We start from the raw sequence: 22,108 nt of genomic DNA on the forward strand, positions 1-22,108 counted from the left end.
CTCAGGCCAGAATGGTTGAATCAAAATGATGTAATTCTAATGTATATAGAAAAAGTTACATGCTAACTTTTACCATCGCTGGACGAAGCACCTTGTCCTTCAGCATGTATCCTTTTTGTACCTCTTCAACGACGATGCCTTCATCATGCTCTTCGCTCTCTACCTGCATAATAGCCTGGTGGAAATCAGGATTAAACGGTTGTCCCACTGCATTCATGGCCGTCACTCCCTCTGCCTGAAGCACACTCTCAAACTGGCGGAAAATCATTTCCACGCCTTTGGTGAATGACTCAGACTCCGCTCCTTGCGATGCTGTTGCCAGCGCTCGCTCGAAGTTATCCAGAACAGGCACCAACTCGGTAACAAGCTTCATAGACGCATATTTAGCAAGGTCTTCCTTTTCTTTCAGTGTACGGCGGCGAAAATTATCAAAATCCGCCTGTGCGCGCAAAAACCGCTGCTGATGCTCCTCAGCCTCTGCACGAAGTTTTGCCACCTCTGTGTTTTCTTCCTCGGCTTCCAGTGATGCCGCTTCATTCACCGGCTCTTCCTGCTGGCTCGTTTCGGCAGCTTCCTCTGTGCTTACATTTTGTTGTTTTTCATCTTGGAACGCTTGTTCTTCCTTCAAAATGTTTCACCTCCTTCAAGTCATAACTACCCATACAAAAGCACGCAACAATGCACCCGCGCAGGATACAAGCCGTATCCCGGCGCGGAACATGTAGGACCGCAACCTGTGCGATCTTGTTCTATTTAAACCGTTGCGTTAGCATTGCGGTCAAATCCTTAGACAGGATACCCAAAATATTAATAACTCTCGCATACTCCATCCGCGTCGGACCCAATATACCTATCGTACCCAACGCTTCTCCGTCTACTGCATATGTAGCAGTAATCAGGCTGCAATTGGCAAATGCTTCATGATCATTTTCTGTACCGATGCGGACTTGAATTTCAGGGGCTCCGGCTACAGGAGTCATCAGTTTAAGCAGCGTTGGTGTTTCCTCCAGCAGATCGAGAATATGTTTAACCTTTTCTACATCTTTAAATTCAGGTTGATTCAGCATGTTCGTCGCACCGCTCAAATACAAGCGCTGATCCGATTCATTATCGAGTGCTTTATCCAGCACCTTCATAGCGTCCTCAAAATGAGACACATGCTTCTCCATTTCCTGACCAAGCGCGGTGTAAAGGCGTGATTTAAGCTGATAAATCGGCACACCGACCAGCTTGCTGTTCAGTAAATTCACAACCTTTTCCATCTCGGAAATTGAAATTCCAGGTGGAATATCCACCGTTTTATTCTCCACCTGACCGGTATTGGTCACGATAATCGCCACAGCCGTCGTTTCGTTGAGCGGCAACAGCTGAAAATGACGCAACGAAGTATGAAAAACCTCCGGCCCAAGCAAGATGGAAGTATAATTGGTCATATGGGACAAAATGCCTGATGCATGCTGAATCACTTGCTCCATTACATTCAGCTTTTCGGCGTAAAAGGCTTTTAGTTCCCGCATTTCCATAGGCTTCAGTGTATTTAGTGGCACCAAATGGTCCACATAATAACGATAACCTTTATGAGACGGGATGCGTCCCGCAGAAGTATGGGGTTGCTCCAGATAGCCCTGTTCCTCCAAATCCGACATTTCATTACGGATTGTGGCTGGGCTGAATCCGACATCCTGCCTTTTGGATATGCTGCGGGAACCCACTGGCTCAGCCGAACGAATGTAGTCATCAATAATCGCATTCAAAATGAGTCTCTGACGTTCGGTTAACAAGCGAATCCCCCCTTATCGTCTATCCATAATAGCATGATTGTTAAATGGAATCATTAGCACTCGTTCGCGATGAGTGCTAACTGATAATACAAAAATACCAAACCGACCTGATCATTGTCAAGTCAGATCAGTATTTTCAATAAACGAGATTTATTACATCCATTTTGATTATTGATATGGAAACAGAGCGTTTACACTTTTTCACATAAACCCTCATTATTCATCATATCCAAACCGTATTTATGTATAGGGATACAGAATGCAAAAAATTGAGACTGTGTCTCCAAACTGTTGTAACTTTATTGTCTTTGAGGAGGAATAGGATCTGAGAAGCCAGCGCCGCAACCTTTTATACGCATTAATCGCTCTTTCACCTACAATTTGTATGTTTTACATTTTAATCGAATTGTTTCCGTACACAGGCCTAGGAAGAATCCTTGCTTTGCCACTAGTTTTTATTCTGAACGCTGCCCTTATGATTTCAGTGAACCATTTAATTCGTAAATTAAGAACCTTGTGGTGTGCCTTAATCTTGATCCCTACAATACTGTTAAGCATATGGAATACCATTTTATTTTACCCACAAGAATTCAGTCCAAGCATTACCAAGCAAATAAAATATAGTGTCACTGCTATATTACATTATGATGATTTAACACCAGCTGATTGGGAAGAGTACACATATCGTCCAAGCCGAACTGGAGAGTCTGAAAAATATATTGTCGCCTTGTATAAATACAAAGGTCAAGTCCCGTTAGATGGCACTACATACTTTTATAATGATACGGATTATCATAAGGACCATCCCATAAGAAGCCTGAGTGATATACCTTCGGAACTGGAGCCTCATCATCAATTTATTTGGTGGTTACTCCAAACATTTGAGAAACGAACAGAGGCACAATAATGTAAGCTGTAACACATACGCAAGGCTGCGTCCTGATAAAAAAACACTGAACTGACCTCATTATTGACAGGTCAGTTCAGTACTTTCAACACTGCGATTTCATCACAATTGTTTTGTTTACTGCAATGAATGCAGTCAGTCCATACCTTTTCAGGGAAAATCTCTTTGCTAACTACATCAAAACCGTTTTTTATAAAAAAGGATACCTCGTAGGTCAGTGCCATAATTTTAGGAATATGTTGCCGCCGTGCTTCTCTAATAAGGCCTTCCACAAGCTTGGAGCCGATTCCCATTCCTTTATGCCCCTCAGAGATACCAAGGGAGCGAATTTCTACCAAATCAGCCCCCAATTTGCATAAAGAACCACAACCAACGACTTCGCCGTCCACCTCTGCAACAATAAACAGCTCCAGTTGGCGCGTAAGCACTTCCCTTGAACGTGGCAGCATAATCCCCCGCTCTGCATAGCCGCTAATCATTTGATATAAAGGCTCCACATCTTCAGGAACCGCACTTCTGCACAATACATCTTTACACACTGAAGCCATTTTGCTCTCCTCCTGCCGCTTGCCGCATATAATGAATAAATATACAACATTACGCATAGAATCGCAATACTCCATTTACCCTGCTGTGGCAGAATGGTGTAATAAAATGATGGCCCAGCTTACGAAGTCAAAATGTACTGTATTGAAGCTTGCAACTTATGAATTTACCGTGATCGAACCGATGAACTCTGCAAATACGTCATTTCCGAATAAAATACCGCGTTCGCTCAAACGATACCCATCCTCGATTGATTCGATTAACCCTGCATTCAGCATTTTTCTAAGAGGAACTGTAAACGTGTCTTCCAATGTCTGACCGAATTGAGCTTCAAAGCGGGATTTGGACACACCCTCCAGCATTCTCAAACCGACCATGAGGAAGTCCTCCATAGCTTCCGCCGTCGGCACCTCAAAGCTGTCCAAACGCGGTAGGCCATTCCGAGTAGCCTCCACATAAGGGTTAATGCCCTTAATGTTCATATGACGCTCTCTGCCAACATAACCATGTGCCCCAGCGCCAAGACCATAATAATCCTCATTCCGCCAATAAGTCATATTGTGCTTACTACCCAAACCTGGTTTAGCGAAATTGCTAATTTCGTACTGTTCATAACCCGCTTCTTTCATGCGACGCATAAGGAGCAAATACATTTCCAGTTCGTCATCTTCATGTGGAAGTGGCAGCTGATTTTTCTGGTATAACGTGTGGAAGAGCGTGTTCTCTTCAACCTTCAAACTGTAGATAGAGTAATGAGGAAGATCCAGCTCCAGCGCTCTACTGACGCTTTCATCCAGCATCTCGACCGTTTGGTTCGGCAAACCGAACATCAGGTCAATCGACAGATTGTCCAAGCCGGCCTTACGTGCGTTTTCCAAACTACGATAGACGTCATCTGTACTATGAATACGACCTATGCCTGTAAGCAGATCATTCTGGAAAGCCTGCACACCAAAACTGAGTCGATTGACGCCGCCCTCTTTCATCACAGAAAGTTTTTCAAAATCAGTTGTGCCAGGATTGGCTTCCATGGAAAACTCAATATCTTCCGCCCAGTTTGGAAAATAGGTACGAACGCTCTTCAGGAAATATTCCATTTCCTTCGGATTGAGGGTTGTTGGTGTTCCTCCCCCGACAAAAATGGTCTTTATCTCTCCTGGCGGGTGAAGTTTGACCGTATGTTCCATCTCCCGTTCTAAGGCATACAGATATTCCATAACAGGCTGATCCTTGAGCACATAAGAGTTGAAGTCACAGTAAAAGCATTTATTCGTGCAAAAAGGTATATGCAGATAAACCGCTTGAGGCGCGGATGAATATTCATGTTTTTGTATGGATGCGGTCATACCGATCCTCCTTGTCGATTCAGGGTATAGTGAGAAAATGAGCCGAGGTCGAGACCAACCGCTTCGTGTTCCATTTGATCTTCTGATCGCTGTTACTCCCCAATTTTCCATTATATAAGCACTCTTAGGGATAAAATTGGGGAGTAAAGGCGAACGCTACGCTTCTCCAGATTCAAATGGCCCACTCCGCTGCTGCCCACCACGAATCGGTCATTTTTTGTGGTGTAGGTGTTGCAGTAAACGAAAAACATTTTAGACATACTCTAAAGATTTAAATATAGTTGCCATATTACTCTAAATCAGAACTTGAACGAGCTCTCTGTCCTGAATAGCTTGCTCAAATAAAGAACGTCCATTCTCCATGCATGGCAAATGCCTCATGAAAGAATGGACGAATACTTCAAACTGCTTTACTCATCTATCTTCAGTACCGCCATAAATGCTTCCTGTGGTACTTCTACGTTACCGACCTGCTTCATACGCTTCTTGCCCTCTTTTTGCTTCTCAAGCAGCTTCCGTTTACGGGAAATATCGCCGCCATAACATTTGGCCAAGACGTTTTTACGCATAGCCTTAACAGTTTCACGCGCAACAACCTTTGTTCCTACAGATGCCTGGATTGGCACCTCGAACATTTGCCGTGGAATCAACTCGCGCAGCTTCTCACAAATGATACGTCCGCGGTGGTAAGCTCGATCTCTATGCACGATGAATGACAATGCATCGACCTGCTCACCATTCAACAGAATATCCATCTTCACCAGATTAGATTGGCGATAGCCTGAAATCTCATAGTCAAAGGAAGCATAACCTTTGGTGCTGGATTTAAGCTGATCAAAGAAATCATATACGATTTCAGACAAAGGAATCTGGTACGTAATCGTTACCCGTGTTGTATCCAGGTACTCCATGTTCACGTATTCACCACGCTTGCTCTGACAAAGCTCCATAACTGTACCTACATAATCATTTGGCACGATGATGCCTGCCTTAACATATGGCTCTTCTACATGTTCAATACGTCCTACTTCCGGGTAGTTGGATGGGTTATCAATTTCAAGCGTTTCCCCGTTAGTCAATTGTACACGGTAAATTACGCTTGGTGCCGTTGTAATCAGCGGAATATTGAATTCACGTTCAATACGTTCCTGAATAACGTCCATATGAAGCAGACCAAGGAAACCGCAACGGAAGCCGAAGCCCAACGCACTGGATGTTTCCGGTTCAAAGCTGAGCGAAGCATCGTTCAGTTGCAGCTTTTCAAGCGCCTCACGCAAATCGTTATATTCCGATGTTTCAATCGGGTACAGACCGCAATACACCATTGGATTAATTTTCCGATAGCCTGGCATCGGTTCTGGTGTTGGATTTTTGGCATCCGTTACCGTATCCCCGACACGAGTGTCGCCCACATGCTTGATTCCGGCAACGATAAAACCAACATCACCGATATTTAGCTCATCCACGATCGTCATACGTGGCATGAAAGCTCCAACCTCGATAACCTCAAACGTTTTGTCAGTGGCCATCATCTTAATTTTCGAACCCGCACGGATACTGCCATCTACAACACGTACATATACGATAACGCCTTTATAAGGATCATAATGCGAATCGAAAATAAGCGCCTTGAGCGGATTATCCGGATTTCCTTGCGGAGCAGGCACACTTCTGACCACTTGTTCCAAAATTTCCTTGATACCGATTCCAGCTTTGGCTGAAGCATGTACGGTTTCACTCGTGTCCAAACCGATAACATCCTCGATCTCCTGCTTTACCCGTTCAGGATCAGCACTTGGCAAATCAATCTTGTTAAGCACTGGCAAAATCTCCAGATTGTTGTCCAACGCCAAATAAACGTTAGCCAATGTCTGCGCCTCAATCCCCTGCGCTGCGTCTACTACCAGCAAAGCACCTTCGCAGGCTGCCAAACTACGAGATACCTCATAGGTAAAATCGACGTGTCCCGGTGTATCAATCAAGTTCAAAATGTACTCTTCGCCGTCATCGGCCTTATAAGTGAGTCGCACTGCCTGGAGCTTAATCGTAATCCCGCGCTCCCGCTCCAGTTCCATCTGGTCAAGCACTTGCTCCTGCATTTCGCGGGAAGTGAGTGCACCGGTGTACTCCAAGATCCGGTCAGCCAGCGTAGATTTACCATGGTCTATATGTGCAATGATACTAAAGTTCCGAATTTTACGTTGTCTTGCCAAAATGTCAGTCATGCCTTACCCCCACACAATGCCTAGTATCAATCAGCTTATTATAGCAGTTGTAAGGGGGGTCAGCAATATTTCTATTCTGTTACCCCGTCAAATACAGATACAACCCAGCGAATGCCCTGTCTTGACAGATTTTGAAGCAGTCCAGCCGTTTTGTCAGCCATGGTATCCACCGAAGCCTGCTGCGCCTTTACGGCTAGCAACTCACGAGGGGTCTCTAGGCCCTGCTGATTATTGTCATCCTGTGCAGTCTTAATATCCCATTCATGTGTCCAGCGTGCGGTCTGTTCCTCACTTCGTTCGTTTGTATTCCCTTCATTCGTGTCCGTTTGTGGCTCAAACTCGACCTTTCTACTTGTATTATACGTACCATTATGCGCTCGGGCATCAGCTGCCGGGGTATCCTCAATCACCGTCTGCTCATATTCAACTTTCTGTTGATTTACTGATGAAACTGGATTCTCGTCCCATTCCGGGCCATAGACTGAGCGCAGACCAGAACCTGCCAGCTGCATGCCAAGTAACACGCCCGCTCCGATCAGAAGCACAAATCCAAGCGCTTTTTTACGAAAATGTCCGGTCATTATATCCCCCCCTAACTGCTACCTTATTTAATTGCCGCTATTGCTCTTTTTGGTGTCAGATACGTCGGTGCCCGCCTTCTGGGCTTTCTGATCCTCCCAATACACTTCACTGATCATGTCCGCCAAAACGTCAGAAGTTCGTTTTAACTCCTCCTCCGTGTTGTCAATCCCACCGATTTCGATCAAAATGCTATGCGAAGACAAGCTTTGATTATATTCACCGTTGTTTCCTTTGCCGCCATCTTTTCCCCATACACCTCGTGATACGCCGTGATAGGATTTTTCCAGCTTTTCATGAATACGAGCAGCAAAAGCTTCATTTTTACGCCAATTTTTGTTGTCATGTCCGATGATAAAATACACTTTGGCATAAGAAAGTCCATTAATGGTGGCTGTTGTTTTTCCATGACGTTGCGAATCACGATGAATATCAAGCAGATAAGTCAAACCTTTATTTTGAGCCAAAGCCTCCTTGACTGTTGCGCGTGAATATTTATAGGAGTAGTTCCAATTGTAATTTTGAACTGTGGTGGCATAATCCTTGTTTACATGCAGTGTAGATATCCCTTGCTTTTCCAGTCTCTTCTTTACGAAGTCACCTACCCTTGATACATTAGCTGACTTAGAGCCTGAATTGGGGTTAGAGCTGGTTTTGCTCAGTAATGGATTATATGCTTCTCTGGGATGAGAATGGTAGATTAATATACGCTTCTCCCCTTTGGCGGCATCACCTGGATCATCCTCACGTGCAGGGTCTGTTTCCGGTGTTGTCGGAATACCCGGCGTAGTAGACGGCGGGTTCTCAGCTGCGTCTGAACCCCCAGGGGTATCTGTCGTTCCCTGATCAGGTTGATAATCCGTAGGACCCTCTACCTTGTCGTTCCCCGAACCCTTGCGCAGCAAGACAGGCGCACCAGCAGACATGCCAGGAATTTCACGAGAAATGAGACTTTTGGGATCCTGCGGATTAATACCTGTAAGCATCTGAAAAACAAATGGCGACCATTGTTCACCCGACAACGAAGAATGCTGCTTCTTTTGTGCCAAATGAGGTACCTCCATACCTAGCATATCCGCGAAAAAACCGCTGGACACCGAGCCTGCCAATCCTTTCATCGAAGAAACAGGAGAGGTTTGCAAACGATTTTCTGCCAACCCTCCTAGTCCCAAAACGACAAATAAAAGCGCCGAGCCCATGATAAGCAGCACAAGCGTATGTCCCATTGCCAAAATTTCGATACCTTTTCTTCTCCATCTTCCGACGTTCCAGGTCTGAATTTTTTTCATGTGAGCCTTGTCCTCCTTCGTCCCGTCGAAACCCGCTTATTACATTCAGAACACAGGGTTCCTATCTGTTGCGGAAATCTCTTATACTTCAACTCTATGAACGGAGAACAATTACTAGAACACAAAAATCTCTATCACAGGTCCAGCCCACCCCTTTTCGAAAGAGATAGGCTACCTGTTAAATAGAGATTTTTGTGTCGTGTCTTAGAAAGATGGTTTTGCTAGCCTTTCATTAATGCGTATAAGCGGCGACATTGTCGGGATCAACAGCCTCATGTAGAGCAGCGTTCAATCCGGTCGCAATGATATTTGCGATATCTTCAATGAATTCATCAATCTCTTTTGGAGTCACAATCAAATCATGCCCTAGTGGTTGGAGCACCTCTTTCACTAGTCCAAGTCTCTCAGGTTCTGATATTTCATCCAACATTCCGAGAATTACTTTGGTAGAAGCTTTTTCTTTGGTAAAATGCGTTTTCATCAGTTCGATTACATTGTTGACGATGGTCGAAGCATAGCATACCGTTGGAACGCCGATAGCGATACACGGAACCCCCATAATATCCTTGGTGATACCACGCCGCTTGTTGCCAATACCTGAACCTGGATGTATTCCGATATCCGCCACCTGGATAGTCGTATTGACACGCTCCAGTGAACGTGACGCCAAAGCATCAATAGCAATAATCAGTTCTGGTTTTGTGCGATCCACAATGCCTTGAACGATCTCACTGGATTCGATTCCCGTGATACCAAGAACACCCGGCGCAATTGCACTCACATCCCGATATCCAGGGTTGATCTGATCAGGTGTCAGTTCAAAATATTGACGGGTGACCATTAAATTTTCAACGACAAGCGGACCCAGAGAATCAGGAGTAACATTCCAATTTCCCAGCCCTACCACCAGCACTCTTGCCACCTTAGAAATCCCTATTTTTTGTATAAAATGCTCCATTTCTTTGGCAAAGGCAATAGCTACCCGTTGCTGAAGTCCAGTGTCGCCTTCACGCAAGCCAGGTACTTCGAGCGTAACGTAATGCCCTTGTACCCGCCCAATACGGTTGGCTCCTTCTTCATTTAATACATCCAGCCGCGTAATTTTAATACCGTTATCTTCCTCCACATTCTCATTTATACCCGCCAGCGGTACAAGCTGATTCCGTTCTGCCAGCTCTCTTGCCTCTAATGCCAAATCCGTGCGTACTGCATACTTCTGCAAATCCAGATCCATCTTTTAAACCTCCTTGTATACCATCTCTGGCTATAGTGTGCGAGACACCCAGCAGGTTTATGCACATCCATTTTCATCCTGTAATTTGCATCGTCTTAGAATGTTTTCTTATTGCAATTTGAGGTGTGGCATGCTAAAATATTTTAAGTTGTGAAACGTTTGTGTTCATAAGTAATGCCTTTACAGGAGGTGAATGTAATGCCAAACATCAAATCCGCTATCAAACGCGTTAAAACTAGCGACAAACGCCGTGCGTTGAACGCTTCCCAAAAATCCGCGCTTCGTACAGCAGTAAAAGCTGCCGATACAGCGTTGGTAGGTAACGAAGCTGAAGCTGCTGCTGCTGCTTTCAAAGTGGCTTCCCAAAAGCTGGACAAGGCTGTAACTAAAGGTCTGATCCACAAAAATGCAGCTGCTCGCAAGAAATCCCGCTTGGCGAAAAAACTTAACGCTCTTACAGCTCAAGCGTAAGCAAGAGCTACTTTTATACGTTAATGAAAAAATCCTGACCAGCCTTGGCTGATCAGGATTTTTTAGTTTATAACTTTATGAGATTAGATTGAAGCACCTGCTCCCATTTTCATCAAAAATAGTTCGAGTCCCAGCACCTTGTCAACAACACCTGTTTTCATATGATAGTCCAGCTCGCCCAGTTCATAGAGAAGCTGGCGCAGCTGCTCAGGACGGAAGCGTCGCGCTTGATCCCCTGCAACTTTCACCCCATAAGGATGCAAGCTGAGCTGACTCGCAATTTGTTGCTGAGAATAGCTTTGACCTGCCAGCTCTTTGACCTGCAACATAATACGAAACTGCCGTGTGATCAAAGCTGCAATCTTGATTGGTTCCTCTTTTTGCTTAAGCAATTCATAAAAAATACTGAGCGCCTTATCCAGCCGCAAATTAGCCAGATCCTCAACCATCGCAAATACGTTTTGCTCTGTATTACGAGGCACAAGGGATTCAATGTCAGCGGATGAAATCGTTCCCTGCGCTCCTGCGTATAAGCACAGCTTATCTATCTCGGCAGCCAAGGATTGAAGCCCGGTACCCGTGTATTGAATGAGTCTCTCAGCCGCTCCTGCTGCCAACTGCACTTCTCTTTCTGCTGCACGCTTATGGACCCAAGCTACAAGATCATCTCCACCCATAGGGGCGAAAGCAATAACTGAGGCATCACTTTTCAGTTTCTTGACGATCTTTTTCCGTTCGTCCAGCTTTTCAGCCTGAACCGTAAAAACGATGACGCTATAGTCAGTCGGGTTATCCATATAAGTCAACAGAGTCTCAAGACGGTGCTCTATTTTGCCATTATCTTTGCCTGCTGCAAATACACTGGTATCCCGTACAATAATTAGCTTTTTCGGCACCAGAAAAGGCGCTGTCTCCGCATCCTCCACAACCACCTCAATTGGCGTCTCGGTTAAATCATAAGAAATAATGGCGAAGTCACGATGCTCCTCCTCCACCACCTTCTCTTTTAGCATATCAACAAACTGCTTCATTTGATATTTTTCACTGCCATATAGCAGATACACTGGCGAAATATCACCTTTGCGAATAGCCTTAGAGGCTGTTTTTACATCCATTTTCCGTTCCCCCCACCCACTGATCGTACCTGACATCCGACCGGAAGGCAAGTCATGACACAAACAAAGGGACCCCACCTTTAGGCAGAATCCCTTCACCACCATCTATATCAACACGGCAGCAGAAAGCTCTAGAAACTTTCAACCGTCGGGATACGACGTCGGTTCATATAGTTTATTCTCTGTTTCTAAAAGTGTGCCAACTTACGGAAACTATTTTCCAGTGCTACGCGGGACGGTGTACGTATATTTACTTGCAGTCCCATCCTGCTCCGTCTCATACATAAAGGTCTGGCTGTCATCTGACCAGCTTCCTTTGACCCAAGCACCCTTCAGAGTACGGACTTCCAGTGTTGTTCGGTCTACACCGTTATCGGAAAGCTTATACACTTTCAGCTTTTTGCCTTCAATAGCCACTGCATAGCTACCATCAGGCGAGTTGAACTGATCTGTAGAGGCGGACTGGGCACCATAGGTGGAAGCATTATTGCTGTCCGGAGAGACCAGCGAATTAGATACAAAGCCTTCTCTACGAACCGGGTCTTGTGACACGGATGATTGCTCATCATTAGAAGCTGCATTGCTGCTATCCGCTCCTAAGGAGTTCCCAGCATCCTTGGTGACACTTTTGGATGTCGTATCTTTCGACGTTTCATTTGAAGCAATTCGACTCTGTACCTTCAATTCCTGACTAAGCGACGAAGATGCATCATTTGTACTTGTATCATCGCTGTTATCCTCCTGAGCGGTACGCGTATCTGCTAATGGTGCCTTTTCCATTTTCGGATCCAGCTGTTCATCAGGAGCAATCGTGGGTTGATCAGATTTTTTCTGTTTTAACTGTTTGTCATCGGATTGAGGAGCATCTGCAGACGAGTCATCCTTTGAGGCCTGACGATCGACGTTTGGCTGTACCTGCTTTTCATCCTGACGGGAAGAATGTTTAGTCGGTGCAGACTTTGTTGAAGGTTCCTCGCCAGCTTGCTGATCATCCACCTTCCCAGCATCCGGTTTGGAAGGATTCTTTTTGTCATCTGAACTGTTTATTCCCTGGTCGCCCAAGTCAGGTTCCTTATCTGCAGGTGTCAGAGAGGAATCGGCTCCTTGTCCCTGTTCAGATGGCGGCTTGGTTGATTCCGCTCCAATGGTTGCATCACGTCCTCCACTCCCATTGGTCGTACCTGGAATTTCCGTCTGATTCTGCTGGCTTGTCACCTCGGGCGACTGGGATGTAAGTATGCCTTCCGCATCCTGTACTGTTTTAGGCTCGAAGTTGAATACTACAATCCCCAGTACAACGGCAGCGGCAGCCACGCCCATGGCAGCACGCCCTCCCACCCGGTTCCACCAAGGCACAGGCTGAGTACGTTGTCCAAGCCCTGTTCCAGGCTCAGGATCAGCAGCTACAGGCTGCATTTCCTGAAGCGCGCTTCCCTGCTCTTCACGTGCGCGGTCAATGGCATCAAGCTGAGGCATGATGGAATCCACCAGGCTGAACGCCGGGGAAACCGCAGGCAATTCCTCCAGCTCGCGAGAGAGTGTCTGAAGAATATGAAATTTTTCCGCACAGTCCGGGCAAGTCGCAATATGGTTCATTAATTGGGACGTCTCTTCTTCACCCAGTTCATGATCCACATAACGCTGCATCCAATCCATCACCTCTTCTCCACACTTCATCCTGATACACCACCTTTCTGATACTCCTGAAGTAGCCCTTGCAATTGTTGTCTTGCACGATACAAGTATGACTTGACCGTATTTAGCGGCAAATCCAGAGAATCGGCAATCTCGTTATAAGAGAAATCCTGCAAATATCTCAGGACAATTACCGTCCGGTGGTGTTCCGGGAGCTGTTGTATAGCCTCACGAACATCCTGTGCCATGTAAGAGGTTAACACCTCGACCTCCACGTTTTGGGGGTCGTTAAATATCATGTCATGCTCGTCAATGGAAACCGAAGGCTTCGTTCTTCTGAATTTGTCGATGCATATGTTCGTTACAATGCGTTGGACCCAGGTTTTAAACTGCGCTTTTTCCTCATAAGAGTTAATTTTGGAATATATTCGTATGAGGGCTTCTTGTGAAGCGTCCATGGCGTCCTGCTCATTATTTAGAATGTAATATGCCGTACGGTACACATGCTGTTCTATCTCTCTTAATAGGGTAATGAGAGCGTCGCGATCGCCCGATTGAGCGGCTCGGATGAGTCCCTGCTCTACCACAAAGGATCCCCCTCTCCCTGCAATATTACAGACGTATCCCTTTTGCAAATTGTTGCAGGATAGACGTCTGACGCTAATTTTATTTTTTTAATAAAAAAAATTATAACAAAATGCCCAGAATCCCCATTGTATCCTCCCTTAGAATAACAGAAAAAGGGAAGGTAGTCACCTTCCCTCAGCCCCTACATATATCTAGATACTGAACCTATTGAATTGCATGAAACGTTTTGTGATTTATTGGAAATCAGAAAATCAGATATAAGTTCTAATTGATAAGACAGAGCAATCGGATCTTGAAAATAAAAATCGTCGATTGAGTATTGGTATCCCTTATCTGATATCGGCAGGCAAATTATTGGCTGTTATAAGCCTGCTTTTTTTGTATAATCAAAATCATTTTGTATCTATTTATTCACGTTTGCGTTGATACCGCACACTCAGCTTTCCTTGCTGCGCACGAATCTGTACCTCTCCCATTGTGTCTGTTCGATATATGGCAGAATCAATTTCGGCCAAACGTTCCAATACCGCTTTATTCGGATGTCCATATGTGTTGCTTGCACCAACTGATATGACGGATACTTTCGGCTGCCAATAGGACAACCACTCTTCCGAGGTGGAATACTTACTTCCGTGATGTGCCACTTTCATAACGTCGACAGCTTTCCTTGCAGCTCCTATTCCCTCCTGAGCTTTCACACGAGATGGAGAACGGGTTAATTCAGAAAGCAACAGCGACTCTGCAGCATCATCCATATCTCCTGTGAATAAAAACGAGGCCCCCTCCATCTCTAAAATCATGGCAACAGAATAATGATTCTGTTCCTTCATAACAGGCAACTGCTCAGATTCGTTCTCCTCCAGCTTAAACGGATAGAGAAAGCGAATTTTCGTATCCCGGTCCGGTTCCCACTCCATGCTATGATGTGCACCGTACAGCTTGATCTGCTTGTCCAAAGCCGTGTTTAACAACTTCCGGAATGGGGCTTTGTCTGTTAGGGTACCGTTAAAAAATAAGGTGGATACGGGAATTTGGTCAAATACAGCCTGTAGACCTCCGGCATGATCATGATCTCCATGCGTCAAAATGACAGCGTCCAGCCGGTGCACCCCACGTTGCTTTAGCAAGGGGACAATCGTATCCGCGCCTACCTCGTAGGAATCTGTACGCTTGCGCCAAGCGTTTTTTCCTGTTGCAAAGTCCATTGTACCCCCGCCATCCACCAAAATATGTTTCCCTCCCGGCGTTGTAATTAAAATGCTATCACCTTGGCCCACATCCAGATACTGAACAACTCCCGTGTTTCTTTCACTAGGAGATTGGTACCCTATACATAGTATGCCAAGCCAGGCAATACCACTTAAAGCCAGTGCCACATGACGATATCCATTCCACTGTCGACGCGCAAATTTCCCTGCACCCTCGGGTTCATGAGCCGTTTGCAAAATAGCAGCCCACTCAGCAGCAGCCTCTAATCCTGTATACATAGGTGATGTTATGGTAGTAGAATTCACAACGGAAATGTCGCCCGTTTTCCTTCGGGATGCCAACCACGTTTTGAGCCAGTACAAAACACTGTACAAAGCTGCATAATACGCCAGAACCCACAGAATAGAAGAAGACGGCCAAATACTCACATAAGCATCATCTACATTCAGCCATTTCACAAGCCAAAAGGTCAGATCGTTCAATTGCTCTGCCGGCCACGCAAGGATACGAGCACCATCCCCCCATAAAAAGGCCATTCCCATGGCCACCGTACCTAGTGGAAGCACGATATATGTAATTAGGGGGACAAGTACAAAATTAGCCGCAAATGATAATAACGAAAATTGATTAAAGTAGAATACCGTCATTGGAAACGAAACAAGCTGTGCCGTAACTGTAATCGCAACTTCACCACCGATCAGGAGGGGCCATTTGGCGAAAAACGGCTTCATAAGCGGCATATATATGAGCAACCCACCTGTTACCAAAAAGGACAGCTGAAAGCTGACGCTAAGCAGGTAGTATGGATTCCATAGCAACATAAGCAACGCAGATATACTTAAAATATTAAGTCCGTCTTTGAGCAGCCCTCGCCGAGCTGCAAACAAGCCAATCATCGCCATAATTCCCGCTCTTACAACAGAGGGAGAAGCACCTGTCAGCAGGACATAAGCCGGAATCAGTACCATCACAATCGTAAGAGAGGTTTCACGGCTAACTCGTAATAACTTGAGTAAATATAATAATGTGGCCGCATATACCGCCACATGCATACCTGAAATCGCCAAAATATGCGTTAAACCAAGCTGCGTAAATTCATTATACGTTGCTGGGTCCAGCTCATCTGTAACCCCAAGTACCAGGCCTTTCATATATCCTGCCTGAAGAAGTGATGTGAAAGCAGATTCCATTTTTTGACCTAGCTGCTCTCTAAGCTGATCATTCCATCTGAATAATATGTAGCGGTTCCACTGTGAAGCCTCCTGCCTCTGTAACGAGGCGGCTCCAGCCCCCTTGAAAAGCCAGTGAATTTCCTGTGTGTGCAGATATTTACTGTAATCAAAACTACCAAAGTTCCCTGCTTTTGCCGGTGCCTTTAAGCGGCCACGCAGCAGGATTGCATCCCCACGCTGCCATGCTGCCGCAAGTTGCTGTTCCTGCTTCGCAGCCAACTTGATATGAACAATGACCTGTTCAGAAATAGATCCTCGATGTTCAACCTTATTGGATTGACTTGCAAAGTGATGGATTGAAGTAACTCTCATCTCAAACTGCGCACGATCCCCATCAATCTCAACTTCTGAAGCAATAAACCCTGCTGCTTGAACAGGCATGTCTTCTATGACAGAAGACGATACATGAAGAGCACCAGGAATACTGCTTACATTATGCGTATCATGCCAAAACCAATGAAATCCACCACTACTTAATGCAATCCATAGCAATACCATATGTCGGATGGGAATTTTCATCAGTAAAGCTATAAGTGGGGAAATCAGGGTAACTCCCGCCCACAGTAATAAAAGTATCCGTCCCGAATACAGACACGCTCCTGCACTTCCTATAATCCAACAAACAGTGAGACTTAATATAGGCCTAGTAAACACAAGTTGGGCTTGAATACAATCACCTTCCATTCGCAAAAACATTGCTTTCTGTCCAACTCACAAAACAAAAAAAGAACCCCTGACAAAATAGCATTGTCAGAGGTTCTTCCTCGTATATTAATTAATCTTTAACATCCATCAGCGTTTCCTGTGGTGGATGATATGTCTCCAGCATACGAAAGGCGATTCCCTTTTCCTCCATCATAGCACGAACCTTGTTGGCATCTTTTGGATAAGGTCGGTGATATACAATCTCCACAATACCGCTGTTCGCCAACATATTGGCACACGTCCAGCACGGCTGGTCGGTGACATATACGGAGGAGCCTTCACGGTCAATCCGGTCAGTAAACAGCAACAGGTTCTGCTCCGCATGAATAGTGCGAATACAACGCTGCTTCTTAACCATTTCCTCCCGTCCATCACGGTGAACGACCTCATATTCCTCCGAGATCATACAGCCTGCCTCAGAACAGTCAGGCACCCCGGATGGTGCGCCATTATAGGCCGTCCCCAATAGCTTCTTACCTTGTACAAGTACGGCTCCAACATGACGCCGCGCGCAGCGCGAACGGGTGGATACCATATAAGCGATATCCATGAAGTAGGTGTCCCAGTCCTTGCGTACATCTGCACTCATTTCCATCTCTCCCGTATAAACAAGTTAAACGTAAAACATATCCGTTACAGCCACTCTCTCAAAGCCTATACCGTAAACTTAAATAAGTTATAAGCTGACATACGGCTTCATTTTCGCTAACATTTTAGCTCCGATTCCTTTTACACGATCCAAATCGTTCACACGTTTGAACAGCCCGTGCTGATTACGATAGTTCAAAATAGCCTCGGCCTTTTTAGCCCCAACCCCCGGAAGTTCCATTAACTCGGCAGCAGTCGCTGTGTTAATGTTTACCTTTTTTTCACCGGAAACGGATGGAATAACCGAATCATTCACCGTATTTGTCCTACTCGTCGTTGCAGCATCCGAACTTGCAACAGCTGTGTCTGATCTCGAATCCGCAACATCTGACTGCTTTACGGTACTTGAATTCCCCGCCATGGAGTTTTCACTCATAGCAGCAGATACACCAGTAGAACTCTGCTTAGTATTATGCTTCACATTGTCAACAGCTTCGACATTCGCTCTGCGTTCAGCTTGGTCTGAAGCCTCTTTTACAGCATGCTTTCCTTGGGCATAGTCACTGCTTCGCTGCGACTCAATTGACTCCGACTCCATCACCAAAGCCTGCTCCACCTTATGGTTAAGCAAACTCCACTCTTCTTGCGGCTCAGAGCGCTGCCCTCCGGCAAACAAAATAAGTCCACTCCCGATTACAGCAAGCGTTATTGCCGTTCCTGTCCATACGCGTTTCATTTTTCGTATCGTCCCCTACTCCACATGGATTTCGGAATTGAACCGACTGAAGACCAACGTCTCAATCTAACAGAGCAAATCTGTCCAATTCCCCTCAAACCGGAGGTTTGTAAACACCTCCATACGTTCTCGCTGTGAGCATTTATACAAAGAGTGGTGCGGCCCCAAGCATGATCTAATGTGTTCAGACATAAAATTCGTCATGTCGGCCAAGACCAAGTGCATACACTAAGAAGAATGACAGCACAGCGTCTATACCGCAAAGTATGAAAGGAGGACGTTGAACAATGAAAGTTGGATTTATCGGGACTGGCAGCATGGGAAGTCTGCTAATTGAATCTTTTATTCATTCGGACGCACTCAAACCGCAGCAAATATTAGCAAGCAACCGAACGTATTCCAAGGTAGCCGAGCTAGCCCGTCGTTATCCAGGTTTGCATGCAGCTCAAAGCAACCGTGAGACGGCAGCGGAAAGCGATATTCTATTTATCTGCGTGAAGCCGCTGGAATCAAAAACCGTAACGGATGAAATACGCAACGTCATTACAGAAGAGCAGATCGTCGTTTCTATCACAAGTCCAGTACAGATCCGTATTTTGGAGCATGCACTGAAAGCCAAAGTGTCCAAAATTATTCCCAGTATCACTCACCAGATTGGAAGCGGAGCCTCACTATGCATCCATGGAAACCGGATTACAGAGGAGGATCGCTCCCTTCTGGAAGAGCTTATGTCCCACATCAGCAGGCCAATTCGGGTTAAAGAGTCTCATACACGGATCACATCGGATTTTTCGAGTTGCGGTCCTGCTTTCTTGGCCTTTTTTATGGACCAGTGGATTCAAGCCGCAGTTCAAGCTACGGGTATAGACCGTACGGAACTATGCGCATTGGCCGGTGAAATGATCATCGGTACTGGAAAGCTGCTCACGGAAGGCGGGATGACACCAGCCGAGTTACAAGCAAGAGTAGCTGTTCCCGGAGGGATCACCGCCGAAGCTCTCGCATTGTTGGACATCAGCCTGCATAGTGTCTTCCCTGAGCTAATACGGGCCACGCACAACAAGTATGAAGAGGACATGCAAAAGATAGATGTCTCCTTCGGCCTAAAGCCGCTTAACCGGCAACAATATTAACCAGCTTACCAGGAACAGCAATTACCTTGCGAACCGTTTTACCAGTCAGTGCTTCCTGAACGCTGTCCAGCGACAAAGCAAAGGCTTCCATTGCTTTGGCATCAAGATCTTTGGCAATCGTTGCACGCTGTACAATTTTACCATTCATCTGGATGACAATTTCCACTTCAGCGTCCACCGTCCATGCTTCATCATAGGCAGGCCAAGCCGCGTACGTAATGCTCTCGTTGTGTCCCAGCAGCTGCCACAGTTCCTCGGCCAGATGCGGTGCAAGCGGAGACAGCATTTGCACGAAGTTTTCCATCGCTGCACGCGGCAGAAGGTCTGCTTTGTATGCATCATTGGTGAAGATCATCAGCTGGCTGATTGCTGTATTGAAACGCAATGCGTCCAGGTCCTCAGTTACCTTTTTCAGTGTTTTATGCCAGGTGCGTTTGAACTCGTCACTACCACCGTCATTTTTAATTTTTTCGTTCAGGCTACCATCCTCGGAAACAAACAGGCGCCATACGCGGGACAGAAAACGATGCGCTCCCTCAACCCCATTCTCATTCCATGGCTTGGTTGCTTCCAGCGGCCCCATAAACATCTCATAAATACGCAGCGTATCGGCGCCAAACGTATTTACAATATCGTCAGGATTGATGACATTACCGCGTGATTTACTCATTTTTTCATTGTTGTTGCCCAAAATCATACCCTGGTTGACCAGCTTATAGAAAGGCTCTTTAGTTTCCACTACGCCGATATCATACAGTACTTTGTGCCAGAAACGGGCATACAGCAAGTGAAGAACCGCATGTTCCGCTCCGCCAATATACAGATCAACAGGCATCCATTCGCGCTGTTTCTCTTTGGATACAAGCTCTTTATCATTTTTTGGATCAATAAAGCGCAGGTAGTACCAGCAGCTTCCTGCCCATTGCGGCATCGTATTTGTCTCACGACGTGCTTTCATACCTGTCTCAGGATCAACGATTTCTACCCAATCTATCGCATTCGCCAGCGGGGATTCACCTGTACCTGAAGGCTTGATATTGTCCATCTCTGGCAGTACGAGCGGCAGTTGATCCTCAGGAACCGTTTTGATCGTTCCATCTTCTAGATGAATTACTGGAATCGGCTCGCCCCAATAGCGTTGGCGGCTGAACAGCCAGTCACGCAGACGATAGGTAACTTTGCCCTGTCCTTTACCCTCAGCTTCGAGCCATTCGATCATTTTCGGAATAGCTTCCTCATTGGTGAGTCCATTCAGCAAGCCTGAATTGACATGCGGGCCATCCTCGGTGTATGGCTCTTTGTCCACGTCTCCACCTTGAACGACCTCAGTAATTTTCAATCCGAACTTCTTAGCAAATTCCCAGTCACGTGTATCATGACCCGGTACTGCCATAATTGCACCTGTTCCGTAGCCTGCTAGTACATAGTCCGCAATCCAGATTGGCAGCTTTTCGCCGTTCACCGGATTCACTGCATAAGCTCCTGTGAATACGCCTGTTTTGTCTTTGGCAAGATCCGTGCGCTCCAAGTCGCTTTTCCGAGCAGCTTGTTCACGATACTGTTGTACAGCGTCCTTTTGCTCAGGTGTAGTAATCATATCCACCAATTCCTGCTCAGGGGCCAGCACACAGTAACTTGCGCCGAACAGCGTATCTGGACGGGTTGTAAATACTGTGAGTTGCTCGTCATAGCCTTCAATTGGGAAATGAACCTCTGCACCGGTAGACTTACCAATCCAGTTCCGCTGCATATCCTTAATACTCTCGGACCAGTCCAGCTCCTCCAAATCATCCAGCAAACGATCCGCGTATTCCGTAATTTTCAGCATCCATTGACGCATTGGTTTGCGGATAACCGGATGGCCGCCACGCTCACTCTTACCGTCAATAACTTCTTCATTCGCCAGTACTGTTCCCAGTGCTGGACACCAGTTAACAGGCACTTCAGCTACATAAGCGAGACCGCGCTTATACAGCTGGATGAAGATCCACTGTGTCCATTTGTAATAATCAGGATCAGTTGTACTGATTTCACGGTCCCAGTCATATGAAAAGCCAAGTGATTTGATTTGACGGCGGAAGTTGTTTACGTTCTTTACCGTAATTTCGCGTGGGTGCTCACCTGTATCCAGCGCATGCTGCTCGGCAGGCAGACCAAAGGCGTCCCAACCCATTGGATGCAGTACGTTGTAGCCACGCATTCTTTTATAACGTGAAACAATATCTGTAGCTGTGTATCCCTCCGGATGGCCTACATGCAGACCAGCTCCAGACGGGTACGGAAACATATCCAAAGCATAAAACTTCGGTTTGCCCGGCTCTTCCCCAGTGCGGAACGTCTTGTTCTCATCCCAATATTTTTGCCATTTTGGTTCAATACTTTGCGGTTGATAGCCGTGCTTCGGCTGTGTGTCTGTCATTGTCTTTTCCTCCTCAAACGGTATGCAACAAAAAAACCTCTGCATCCCGTAGCGTGTCAGCGCTAGGGACGAGAGGTTATATTCCCGTGGTACCACCCTAGTTAGCAGAAAGCGTTCTTCGCATTCTACTCCCTTTGCACCTGATAACGGAGGTGATCCGATGCGTGTTAATAACAGAATGCTAACACCTATATAGTGCTTTCCTGCGTTGGACGCATATCTCCGAGGTGAGTTCGCTTTGCACTGTCAACCGGCTTGCACCACCCGCCGGCTCTCTACATGTCCAGTCAAAACTACTATTCCTCATCAGCGATTGTTTAACCGTTAATAATGGCACTATTATATTGAAAACCGCGAAAAAAGTCAAATA

General features: G+C 46.0%; 18 protein-coding genes and 1 other annotated feature. Of the genes, 3 read left to right on the forward strand and 15 right to left on the reverse strand.

Going from position 1 to position 22,108, the window contains the following annotated elements; translation table 11 throughout:
• Nucleotides 1–55: 55 nt before the first annotated feature.
• Nucleotides 56–628 carry a nucleotide exchange factor GrpE gene (grpE, locus tag ACU1JV_RS04190; RefSeq protein WP_040103293.1) on the reverse strand — a complete coding sequence of 191 codons (573 nt, stop codon included), beginning with the start codon at nucleotides 626–628 and terminating at the stop codon, nucleotides 56–58.
• A gap of 121 nt (nucleotides 629–749) precedes the next feature.
• The gene (gene hrcA / locus ACU1JV_RS04195; protein ID WP_013372178.1) at nucleotides 750–1,781 is read right to left on the reverse strand and encodes a heat-inducible transcriptional repressor HrcA; all 1,032 of its coding nucleotides are present in this window, start codon (nucleotides 1,779–1,781) and stop codon (nucleotides 750–752) included.
• A gap of 442 nt (nucleotides 1,782–2,223) precedes the next feature.
• Here hrcA and ACU1JV_RS04200 point away from each other — a divergent pair, with 442 nt between their 5' ends.
• A complete protein-coding gene (locus ACU1JV_RS04200) occupies nucleotides 2,224–2,688 on the forward strand; it encodes a hypothetical protein (protein WP_058829911.1) in 465 nt (154 codons plus the stop codon).
• 71 nt (nucleotides 2,689–2,759) lie between these two features.
• Here the strand turns inward: ACU1JV_RS04200 and ACU1JV_RS04205 are convergent, their stop codons facing one another.
• From ACU1JV_RS04205 to gpr, 6 genes are all read right to left on the reverse strand, one after another.
• Nucleotides 2,760–3,236, reverse strand: a complete 477-nt coding sequence (locus ACU1JV_RS04205) for an N-acetyltransferase (RefSeq protein ID WP_025674283.1) — start codon at nucleotides 3,234–3,236, stop codon at nucleotides 2,760–2,762.
• A gap of 156 nt (nucleotides 3,237–3,392) precedes the next feature.
• Nucleotides 3,393–4,580 (reverse strand): radical SAM family heme chaperone HemW, encoded by a 1,188-nt coding sequence (hemW, locus tag ACU1JV_RS04210; RefSeq protein ID WP_040103291.1) that lies wholly within the window; start codon nucleotides 4,578–4,580, stop codon nucleotides 3,393–3,395.
• A gap of 410 nt (nucleotides 4,581–4,990) precedes the next feature.
• Nucleotides 4,991–6,805, reverse strand: a complete 1,815-nt coding sequence (gene lepA / locus ACU1JV_RS04215; protein WP_165079563.1) for a translation elongation factor 4 — start codon at nucleotides 6,803–6,805, stop codon at nucleotides 4,991–4,993.
• A 71-nt stretch (nucleotides 6,806–6,876) separates the two neighbouring features.
• Entirely contained in the window at nucleotides 6,877–7,386 is a 510-nt protein-coding gene (locus tag ACU1JV_RS04220) for a hypothetical protein (protein WP_165079562.1), read from the reverse strand.
• A gap of 27 nt (nucleotides 7,387–7,413) precedes the next feature.
• A complete protein-coding gene (locus ACU1JV_RS04225) occupies nucleotides 7,414–8,673 on the reverse strand; it encodes a stage II sporulation protein P (RefSeq protein WP_413986693.1) in 1,260 nt (419 codons plus the stop codon).
• Nucleotides 8,674–8,905: 232 nt separating this feature from the next.
• Nucleotides 8,906–9,907 carry a GPR endopeptidase gene (gene gpr / locus ACU1JV_RS04230; protein ID WP_025674275.1) on the reverse strand — a complete coding sequence of 334 codons (1,002 nt, stop codon included), beginning with the start codon at nucleotides 9,905–9,907 and terminating at the stop codon, nucleotides 8,906–8,908.
• A 198-nt stretch (nucleotides 9,908–10,105) separates the two neighbouring features.
• On the opposite strand from gpr, the gene rpsT reads away from it, so the two are divergent.
• Nucleotides 10,106–10,378 (forward strand): 30S ribosomal protein S20, encoded by a 273-nt coding sequence (gene rpsT, locus ACU1JV_RS04235; RefSeq protein WP_013372187.1) that lies wholly within the window; start codon nucleotides 10,106–10,108, stop codon nucleotides 10,376–10,378.
• 83 nt (nucleotides 10,379–10,461) lie between these two features.
• Here the strand turns inward: rpsT and holA are convergent, their stop codons facing one another.
• The 6 genes from holA to ACU1JV_RS04265 form a co-directional block, all read right to left on the reverse strand.
• A complete protein-coding gene (holA, locus tag ACU1JV_RS04240; protein ID WP_025674274.1) occupies nucleotides 10,462–11,493 on the reverse strand; it encodes a DNA polymerase III subunit delta in 1,032 nt (343 codons plus the stop codon).
• A gap of 213 nt (nucleotides 11,494–11,706) precedes the next feature.
• On the reverse strand, nucleotides 11,707–13,170 hold the full coding sequence (locus ACU1JV_RS04245) for an anti-sigma factor family protein (RefSeq protein ID WP_413986694.1): 1,464 nt from the start codon (nucleotides 13,168–13,170) through the stop codon (nucleotides 11,707–11,709).
• Nucleotides 13,167–13,715, reverse strand: a complete 549-nt coding sequence (locus ACU1JV_RS04250) for an RNA polymerase sigma factor (protein ID WP_013311184.1) — start codon at nucleotides 13,713–13,715, stop codon at nucleotides 13,167–13,169. The genes ACU1JV_RS04245 and ACU1JV_RS04250 overlap by 4 nt, the downstream gene beginning before the upstream one ends.
• Nucleotides 13,716–14,123: 408 nt before the next feature.
• Nucleotides 14,124–16,853, reverse strand: coding sequence for a ComEC/Rec2 family competence protein (locus tag ACU1JV_RS04255; protein ID WP_413986695.1), 2,730 nt, complete (start codon nucleotides 16,851–16,853; stop codon nucleotides 14,124–14,126).
• A gap of 79 nt (nucleotides 16,854–16,932) precedes the next feature.
• On the reverse strand, nucleotides 16,933–17,451 hold the full coding sequence (locus ACU1JV_RS04260; RefSeq protein ID WP_413986696.1) for a deoxycytidylate deaminase: 519 nt from the start codon (nucleotides 17,449–17,451) through the stop codon (nucleotides 16,933–16,935).
• Nucleotides 17,452–17,538: 87 nt separating this feature from the next.
• Nucleotides 17,539–18,186 carry a ComEA family DNA-binding protein gene (locus ACU1JV_RS04265; protein ID WP_413986697.1) on the reverse strand — a complete coding sequence of 216 codons (648 nt, stop codon included), beginning with the start codon at nucleotides 18,184–18,186 and terminating at the stop codon, nucleotides 17,539–17,541.
• Between the two features lie 287 nt (nucleotides 18,187–18,473).
• Here ACU1JV_RS04265 and comER point away from each other — a divergent pair, with 287 nt between their 5' ends.
• Nucleotides 18,474–19,319 (forward strand): late competence protein ComER, encoded by an 846-nt coding sequence (gene comER, locus ACU1JV_RS04270; protein WP_216974344.1) that lies wholly within the window; start codon nucleotides 18,474–18,476, stop codon nucleotides 19,317–19,319.
• On the opposite strand, the gene leuS is transcribed toward comER, so the two are convergent.
• The gene (gene leuS, locus ACU1JV_RS04275) at nucleotides 19,300–21,738 is read right to left on the reverse strand and encodes a leucine--tRNA ligase (RefSeq protein WP_413986698.1); all 2,439 of its coding nucleotides are present in this window, start codon (nucleotides 21,736–21,738) and stop codon (nucleotides 19,300–19,302) included. The two genes, comER and leuS, sit on opposite strands and share 20 nt — an antisense overlap.
• Nucleotides 21,739–21,799: 61 nt before the next feature.
• Nucleotides 21,800–22,057 (reverse strand) — a binding site (T-box leader).
• Nucleotides 22,058–22,108: the final 51 nt, after the last annotated feature.

This window comes from Paenibacillus sp. T2-29, assembly GCF_052921365.1.

Coding starts and splice junctions, on each gene's coding strand:
- ACU1JV_RS04220 (WP_165079562.1), bottom strand. CDS start 7,386: ATGACCGGACATTTTCGTAAAAAAGCGCTTGGATTTGTGCTTCTGATC.
- rpsT (WP_013372187.1), top strand. CDS start 10,106: ATGCCAAACATCAAATCCGCTATCAAACGCGTTAAAACTAGCGACAAA.
- ACU1JV_RS04260 (WP_413986696.1), bottom strand. CDS start 17,451: ATGAGTGCAGATGTACGCAAGGACTGGGACACCTACTTCATGGATATC.
- ACU1JV_RS04245 (WP_413986694.1), bottom strand. CDS start 13,170: ATGAAGTGTGGAGAAGAGGTGATGGATTGGATGCAGCGTTATGTGGAT.
- holA (WP_025674274.1), bottom strand. CDS start 11,493: ATGGATGTAAAAACAGCCTCTAAGGCTATTCGCAAAGGTGATATTTCG.
- gpr (WP_025674275.1), bottom strand. CDS start 9,907: ATGGATCTGGATTTGCAGAAGTATGCAGTACGCACGGATTTGGCATTA.
- ACU1JV_RS04255 (WP_413986695.1), bottom strand. CDS start 16,853: ATGTTTTTGCGAATGGAAGGTGATTGTATTCAAGCCCAACTTGTGTTT.
- ACU1JV_RS04205 (WP_025674283.1), bottom strand. CDS start 3,236: ATGGCTTCAGTGTGTAAAGATGTATTGTGCAGAAGTGCGGTTCCTGAA.
- lepA (WP_165079563.1), bottom strand. CDS start 6,805: ATGACTGACATTTTGGCAAGACAACGTAAAATTCGGAACTTTAGTATC.
- ACU1JV_RS04225 (WP_413986693.1), bottom strand. CDS start 8,673: ATGAAAAAAATTCAGACCTGGAACGTCGGAAGATGGAGAAGAAAAGGT.
- ACU1JV_RS04265 (WP_413986697.1), bottom strand. CDS start 18,186: ATGAAACGCGTATGGACAGGAACGGCAATAACGCTTGCTGTAATCGGG.
- leuS (WP_413986698.1), bottom strand. CDS start 21,738: ATGACAGACACACAGCCGAAGCACGGCTATCAACCGCAAAGTATTGAA.
- hemW (WP_040103291.1), bottom strand. CDS start 4,580: ATGACCGCATCCATACAAAAACATGAATATTCATCCGCGCCTCAAGCG.
- comER (WP_216974344.1), top strand. CDS start 18,474: ATGAAAGTTGGATTTATCGGGACTGGCAGCATGGGAAGTCTGCTAATT.